At 74.4% G+C, this 6,663-nt stretch carries 7 protein-coding genes and 2 pseudogenes; 4 read left to right on the forward strand and 5 right to left on the reverse strand.

What is annotated here, in order from left to right; translation table 11 throughout:
* Positions 1–19 precede the first annotated feature (19 nt).
* Complete coding sequence (locus ABEA77_RS19725; RefSeq protein ID WP_345649115.1) at positions 20–685, reverse strand: TetR/AcrR family transcriptional regulator; 666 nt, start codon at positions 683–685, stop codon at positions 20–22.
* Positions 686–794: 109 nt separating this feature from the next.
* Here ABEA77_RS19725 and ABEA77_RS19730 point away from each other — a divergent pair, with 109 nt between their 5' ends.
* The gene (locus tag ABEA77_RS19730) at positions 795–1,742 is read left to right on the forward strand and encodes an SDR family NAD(P)-dependent oxidoreductase (RefSeq protein WP_345649118.1); all 948 of its coding nucleotides are present in this window, start codon (positions 795–797) and stop codon (positions 1,740–1,742) included.
* Positions 1,743–1,905: 163 nt separating this feature from the next.
* Here ABEA77_RS19730 and ABEA77_RS19735 read toward each other — a convergent pair whose 3' ends face one another.
* The 3 genes from ABEA77_RS19735 to ABEA77_RS19745 form a co-directional block, all read right to left on the reverse strand.
* Positions 1,906–2,331 carry an ATP-binding protein gene (locus tag ABEA77_RS19735; RefSeq protein WP_345649121.1) on the reverse strand — a complete coding sequence of 142 codons (426 nt, stop codon included), beginning with the start codon at positions 2,329–2,331 and terminating at the stop codon, positions 1,906–1,908.
* Between the two features lie 46 nt (positions 2,332–2,377).
* Positions 2,378–2,716 carry an STAS domain-containing protein gene (locus ABEA77_RS19740; protein ID WP_345649123.1) on the reverse strand — a complete coding sequence of 113 codons (339 nt, stop codon included), beginning with the start codon at positions 2,714–2,716 and terminating at the stop codon, positions 2,378–2,380.
* A 64-nt stretch (positions 2,717–2,780) separates the two neighbouring features.
* A complete protein-coding gene (locus tag ABEA77_RS19745) occupies positions 2,781–3,476 on the reverse strand; it encodes a M24 family metallopeptidase (RefSeq protein WP_345649144.1) in 696 nt (231 codons plus the stop codon).
* Positions 3,477–3,606: 130 nt separating this feature from the next.
* Between ABEA77_RS19745 and ABEA77_RS19750 the strand changes: the two genes are divergently transcribed.
* Positions 3,607–4,140 (forward strand): hypothetical protein, encoded by a 534-nt coding sequence (locus tag ABEA77_RS19750; RefSeq protein WP_345649147.1) that lies wholly within the window; start codon positions 3,607–3,609, stop codon positions 4,138–4,140.
* Positions 4,141–4,409: 269 nt separating this feature from the next.
* Here ABEA77_RS19750 and ABEA77_RS19755 read toward each other — a convergent pair.
* Positions 4,410–4,751, reverse strand: a pseudogene (locus ABEA77_RS19755) (hypothetical protein); the annotation flags it as partial.
* Here ABEA77_RS19755 and ABEA77_RS19760 point away from each other — a divergent pair.
* Together ABEA77_RS19760 and ABEA77_RS19765 are read left to right on the forward strand one after the other, a co-directional pair.
* The gene (locus ABEA77_RS19760) at positions 4,699–5,334 is read left to right on the forward strand and encodes an SGNH/GDSL hydrolase family protein (protein ID WP_345649126.1); all 636 of its coding nucleotides are present in this window, start codon (positions 4,699–4,701) and stop codon (positions 5,332–5,334) included. The pseudogene ABEA77_RS19755 and the gene ABEA77_RS19760 sit on opposite strands and share 53 nt — an antisense overlap.
* Before the next feature lie 407 nt (positions 5,335–5,741).
* Positions 5,742–6,663: pseudogene (locus tag ABEA77_RS19765) on the forward strand (hypothetical protein); the annotation flags it as partial.

Raw genomic sequence — 6,663 nt, forward strand, 5'->3', positions numbered from 1 at the left:
TGTTCCGGTGCGACGCGGGTCAGCCGCGGGGGAGCACGCCCAGGAGGGTCGAGGTCAGAGCCAGCTTCAAGGAGTCCTCCAGGTCCAGGTGGAAGCGGGCCAGGTCGGGCTCGGCCCGGTAGGCCGCCCGCAGACTGGGCGGGGGCGTGCTGTAGGCCGACAGGGCGCCGGCCATGACCATGGTCTGCAGGCTGAACAGCGTCGCGTTCTCGCCCAGCTCCGGCAGGTACGTCAGGAGCAGCGCGGTCATGGTCGTCAGGCGGTCCAGCGAGGCGCGCTTGTAGCGTGCGACGACCTCGACGGAGACGTTGTGCTCCAGGACGCTGCCCTGTGCGCCGAAGAGGTCGCACAGCACTGCGCGGCCGGAGAGCGAGCGGCCGACAATCCCGGCCACCGCCGCCGCCCGCTCGGCCATGGGCAGATCCTCGTCGACTCCGGCGGCCAATTCGCCCGCCAGCTCCGCCAGCCACTCCCGCAGGAAGCGGTCGAGCAGCTCCAGCAGCACCGCCTCGCGAGACTCGAAGTAACGAAGCACGTTCGGCTTCGCCAGTCCCACGCGGCGGCTGAGCTCGTTCAGGGTGACCGCGGACACGGGCATCTCGTCGAGCATCGCCGCGGCCATGTCGAGGATCGCCCGCCGGCGGATCTCCCGCTGCTCCTCGGTTCGCGCCCGCTGGAAATTCACACCCGCCACTCTAGTTTAGGTACTCCCGGTACGTTGACAACGTACCGGGAGTACCTTAGTGTCTCAAGCATAAGATACCGACGGTACGTAATGAGATGGGGAGTCCGGCATGGGTGAAAAGTGGACGAAAAGCAGCGTTCCGGGCCAACGCGGGCGGGTGGCCGTGGTGACCGGGGCCAACACCGGCCTGGGGTACGAGACCGCCAAGGCGCTCGCCGAGCGCGGGGCGTCCGTGGTGCTCGCCGTGCGCGACGTCGGGAAGGGCGAGCAGGCCGCGGCCCGCATGACCGGCGACGTGACCGTGCAGGCGCTGGACCTGACCTCGCTCGACTCCGTCCAGGCCGCGGCGGCGGGGCTGCGGTCACGGCTCGACCGGATCGATCTGCTGATCAACAACGCCGGCGTGATGTACACCCCGAAGCAGACCACCCGGGACGGCTTCGAGATGCAGTTCGGCACCAACCACCTCGGCCACTTCGCGCTCACCGGGCTCCTGCTCGACCTGATGCTGCCGGTGCCCGGCTCGCGCGTGGTGACGGTCAGCAGCACGGGCCACCGCATCCGAGCCGCGATCCACTTCGACGACCTGCAGTGGGAGCGGTCGTACAGCCGGGTCGCCGCCTATGGCCAGTCCAAACTGGCCAACCTCATGTTCACCTACGAGCTGCAGCGCAGGCTCGCCCCGCACGGCACCACCGCCGCGCTGGCCGCACACCCCGGCCTGTCCAGCACCGAACTCGCCCGCAACAGCCCCACGGCCTTCCGGCTTCCGCTCACCTGGCTCGCTCCGCTGATCACCCAGACGCCGGCGATGGGCGCGCTGCCGACCCTGCGCGCCGCCACCGACCCCGCCGCGCTCGGCGGCCAGTACTACGGCCCCGGCGGACGCAACGAGATCAAGGGCCACCCCCGGCTGGTCACCTCCAGCCCGCAGTCGTACGAGGCGGCCGTACAGCAGCGGCTGTGGGCCGTCTCCGAAGACCTCACCGGGGTGCGGTTCCCCATCGCCGCGTCCGGGCAGAGCCCGTCCCCCTCCGGATCGGCCACCGCCCCGTGATCCGCGCCGGCGGCGGGCGCCGCACCGTCGCGGCGGCAGCGGGTGGCACCAGGACCGACGAGGCGCCCCACGCCGCTTCGAGGGTGCCCCTCCGCCCGTCGCCGTGCAGGCCGGTTGCGCCGAGCGCGTTGCGCCCCGCCGGGCCCTCGGGCCGCCGCCGCGGTCAGAGCACGCGCCGCAGCGGCATGACGGCCCGCACGGTCTTGCCCGACGCGGTCACCACCACCTCGGGCGTGCCCGCGATCCGGCACACCAGCGGCCATCCGTAGCCACCCGCCGGATAGTCGTCGCGCGGGGCGCGGGCCGCGGGGACCCGCGTACTGGCGTCGGAGACCACGAGCACGAGGCAGCCGTCCGCGACGGACGCGGAGAAGCCGGTCAGGCCCCCGCCGTGGTACAGCGCGTTGGTCACCAGCTCCGACGTGAGCAGCAGGGAGTCGGTGAGAACGGCGTCGAAGGGCCGCCCCTCGGCCGCCACCCCCTCCGCCACCAGCAGGTCGTGGACCCGGTGGCGGGCCTCGGCCGCCCCCGTCGGCAGCCCCGGGGCGTGCGCGGTCCACTGCCCGTCGTTGCCCGTCGCATAGGTCACGCCGTCCCCCCTCGTCCCCACCGCACCGTCCGGCGTCCTGCCTTCCTCACAGCGCGAGAGCCGCCTCCACCGTCTCGGCGAAGGTGAACGCGGTCCTGGTGCCCGTCACCTCGAACAGCCGCCCGACAGCGCTCCCGAGCGGCCCCGCGAGCACCAGCCGCCTGCTCCTGCCGCGGGCCCGCAGCAGCACGTGGAGCACCGTCGAGTCCGCGAACGACACCCCCGACAGGTCGAGCACCACACGGCGCGCGCCCTCCCGGTCCGCCTCCTCCAACGCCTCTTCGAGCAGGTACGCGTTCTCGTCGTCGAGGGCGCCGGTCGCCCGGAGGACACGGGCGCCGCCGTCCGCGGTACGAGCGACCACCGTCACAGGGTTCTCCGCCACGGCCACAGAATCTCATGCCCCCGGCATGCGCCGCCGGGCACCTCGCGGCACCGGACAGCGGCGCTCAGCCCAGGTCGAGGAGTTCCTCGTGGAATCCGGCGAACCCGCCCGCGCGGTCCAGCAGATGCACCTCAAGGATCCAGTGGCAGGCGCGACCCCGGCTGTCGGGCCTGCGCATCGGACGGTCGTTGCCCGGCGCGATGTACGGGCCGAACTCGTCGTCCTTGGGCTTGTCGTGCGGGAACTCGCCCACGAGGTGGCCGCTGTGCCAGGCGCCGAACTCCCAGCCGGCCGCCGCGGCGATCCGCACCATCTCCGCGTACAGCCGCTCGCCGGTGATGCCGGGATCCGCCTCGAAGGCGCGGCGGCCCGCCGCAAACACCTCGGGCAGCGCGTCGCGCAGCCGCACCTTCGCGGGATCGCTGCCCAGTACGTACGTACGGCCGAAGTCGGCCTCCCACTCCTCGAAGACCGGTCCGACGTCCACGAACAGGATGTCCCCGTCCTCGATCACCCGGTCCGGCGGGTTCTCGCGGAACGGGGCCAGGGTGTGCGGGCCCGAGCGCACGATCCGCTTGTGCCAGAACCTCCGCACCCCGTACAGCTCCGCGGCGAGGTCCCTGATCCGGTCGCTGACCGCCTGCTCGCTCTCGCCCGGCACGAGCAGACCCCGCCGCTCCACCTCGGCGAAGAGGCCCGCCGCCTTCCCCTGGGCGTCGAGCAGCCCCCGTACCCGCTCCGCCTCGCACGTGTCGCTCATGGCCAGACCGTAGACCCCCGGGGCCCCGGGCACGCGCGGTTTCCCCGAAGGAGTGGCGGCCCGGGGGCGGGGCGCCCGGTCCGGCGGACCCGGGCGGGGGCGGCCCGCGGGGCGCTCGCATAATGCAGGGATGGGACGTAAAGCGAAGACGGCACGGAAGAACCCCTTCGTCACGGCGGCGGCGGTCGTCCTGCCCGCGGCCCTGGCCGCGTGCCTCACCGGCTGCGGAGGCCACTCCCCGTCCGGCGCGTCCTCCTCGCCCGCCCCGGCGCCCAGCGGCACCCCGGGCCGGGTCGAGGCCAGTTCGAACGGCGCCGCGGTCACGGTGACCGGGGCCGTGGCCCACCTCGACGCCGCGGGCGACGGCAGCCTCACGATGACCGTCCGCAACTCCGGCAGCGTCACCGACCACCTCGACATGGTCGGCGTCCCCGGCGGCGCCCGCGGCACGCTCGGCGGCGGCCGCGACCCCAAGGCGGACGGCGCGATGGACCCCGCCGGCATCCTCATCCAGTCGGACGGAGCGACGACCTTCGGAGCCAAGGGCGGCCCCACGGTCACGCTGCACCACGTCAAGGACGTGACGGGCCGTCGCACCCTGCCGCTCATCCTCCAGTTCGGCGTCACCGGGCTCGTACGCTTCGAGGCGCGCGTGGAGCGGTGAACACCCGTGCTCGCGCGGACGCGGCGGCTCACCGCTGTGCCGCGGCGTCGGTGAGCACTCGCGCGCGCACCGCCGCACGGCTCAGCCCGACCTCCTTCTTCGCAGTCAGCAGGGGCACGGGGTCCCGCCCGCACGGTCCCGGGAGGCGGCCGAGGGCCGCCGCCCTCGCCGGTTCCGCGAGCTCCGCGCGGTAGCGGGCGGTGAACTCGGGGAAAGGCCCAGGGCTCGTGCCCGTACCAGTGGCGCAGCTCCGTGGAGGGCGCCACGTCCTTGCACCACTCGTCGAGCCGCGGCGTCCCTCGCCGGGCCCCTGGCCTGAGCCGGTCCACCAGGACGCGTGCCCCGCCGGCGGCCTCCCGCCGCTCGTGGACGCGGGCCACCCGCACGTCGGGTACGGTCTCCAGCGGCCCATCCTCCGGCCACGGCCCGCCCGGCCGCCAGTCGTGGCGCGGGCGGCAGGACACGGGCGCGCACACTCCGTTGACGGGCGCAGCCCGCAGGGCCGGCCGCACCCGGCCCCGGGCCGCCCGTACCCACCGAGCCACCGCGGAGTACCCCATGCCCCTGCGCCTGCCGTCCGACTCGACGATCCTCTTCCAGGGCGACAGCATCACCGACACGAACCGCCGCACCCTGCCGGGCGACGGCCTCGGCAACGGCTACGCCCGCATGGCCGCCGACCTGCTGCGCGAGCGCCACCCGGGATGCGGGGCCACCTTCCTCAACCGGGGCGTCAGCGGCGACCGGGTACGCGACCTGCGTGCCCGCTGGGACGAGGACGCCCTCGCGCTCCGTCCCGACCTCGTCTCCGTGCTGGTCGGCGTGAACGACACCTGGCGGCGCTACGACTCGGGCGACGCGACCACAGCCGCCGCCTTCGAGCGCGACTACCGCCACCTCCTGGTCCGCGTACGGGACGGCCTCGGCGCGCGCCTCCTGCTCGTCGAGCCGTTCCTGGTGCCCGTCGAGCCCGAGCAGTGGGAGTGGCGGGAGGACCTCGACCCGCGCATCCAGGTCGTGCGGCGGCTCGCCGAGGAGTTCGACGCGCCGCTGCTTCCCGCGGACGGCCTGCTCAACGCGGCGGCGCGGGAGCACGGCGGCGCGCGGGCGATCGCGGGCGACGGCGTCCATCCCACACCGCTCGGACACGCCGTGCTCGCCCGCGCCTGGGCCGAACTGGTCGCCCTGGACTGACGGGGCGCGCCAGGACGGACCGGGCCGCCGACGCCTCCGCCCGGACGGGCGCGTCGGCGGCCGGGCACCGTGGGCGGGCCGCGGACCCGCCCGCAGCGGCGCCATGCCCCGACATTCGCCGGAACAGACAGAAGTTTTGATGTTTCGTCGAGGACTTTTTCCTTTCTCCGGTCAAACCTATGGACAGTCCCTTCCCCTGGCCCCTAATGTCTCGGGCCACCGGGCGGATGTTTCGTCCGGGTAACGCCCCGCACTTCACGCCTTCTTCCCCCACGCAGGCCCGCTCGCCCGACGGGCGCGGCCCCCTGTGAGGCGCGCGCTCACGCAACCCGCAGCACCCCCGCCCACGGCGGGGCCCGGCCGTGCGACCGACGCGGCCGTGTCGGCAGCAAGTAAGGGGAAGCGCAATGAAGCTACGTACGTACGCCGTGACGGCCGCCGCCGCCCTGCTGGCCTCCGGCGGCCTGGTCGCCCTCGCCGGGTCCGCGCAGGCGGCGCTGTACACGACCTGCGTCGGCGACGGCGGCGCGGTCACCGTCCGGGGTGACCTGGTGGTGCCCGCGGGGGAGTCCTGCACGCTGGAGGGCACCAGGGTCACCGGCACCGTCACCGTCAGGGACGGCGCCGACCTCGTCGCCTCCCGCGTCACCTTCGGCGGCCCCGTCGCCGTCGGCGAGGGCGCCTACCTCGACGTCACCGGCTCCACCCTCAGGGGAGCCGTCGCCGCGACCGGCGCCTTCGGCACCCACCTCCAGGACTCCACCGTCAAGTCCGCGTCCGCGCAAGGCGGTTTCCTGTACGCGGTCGACGCGGCGGTGGGTGGCGAGATCGGCGCGGACGGCGGTGAGCTGTACCTGGCGGGCAGCACCGTCAAGGGCGCCGTCACCGGCACCGGCGGCCTCTACGCCGACCTCCACGACACCACGGTCAAGGGCGCGCTCACCGTCACGGGCAACTCCCTCGGCGGCGTGCTGTGCGCGAGCGAGGTGGGCGGCGCCGCCGCCTACCGCGACAACGGCGACACCCTGCAACTCGGCGGCGCAGGCCCCCTGGGCTCCTGCGCGGGCGCCACCTACCTCGCCAAGAGCCTGGAGGTCACCGACAACACCGCGACGGCCGTGCTCGACAACACCATCGTCGCGGGCAAGCTCACCGCCACCGGCAACACACCCGTTCTCACCGTGGGCCCGCTGGCCCGCGCCAGGGGCGGCACCGAGGGCGAGACCGCGGCGCCCGCTGCGCAGGCCGCGCCCCCTGCCCCGCGCGCCGCCCCGCGGGACCGCGGGCGTGCCCTCGCCGACCGGACGGCCGAGCGCGCGGCCGTGGCCA

This window comes from Streptomyces tremellae, assembly GCF_039540215.1.
GTDB classification, from domain to species: Bacteria; Actinomycetota; Actinomycetes; order Streptomycetales; family Streptomycetaceae; genus Streptomyces; species Streptomyces tremellae.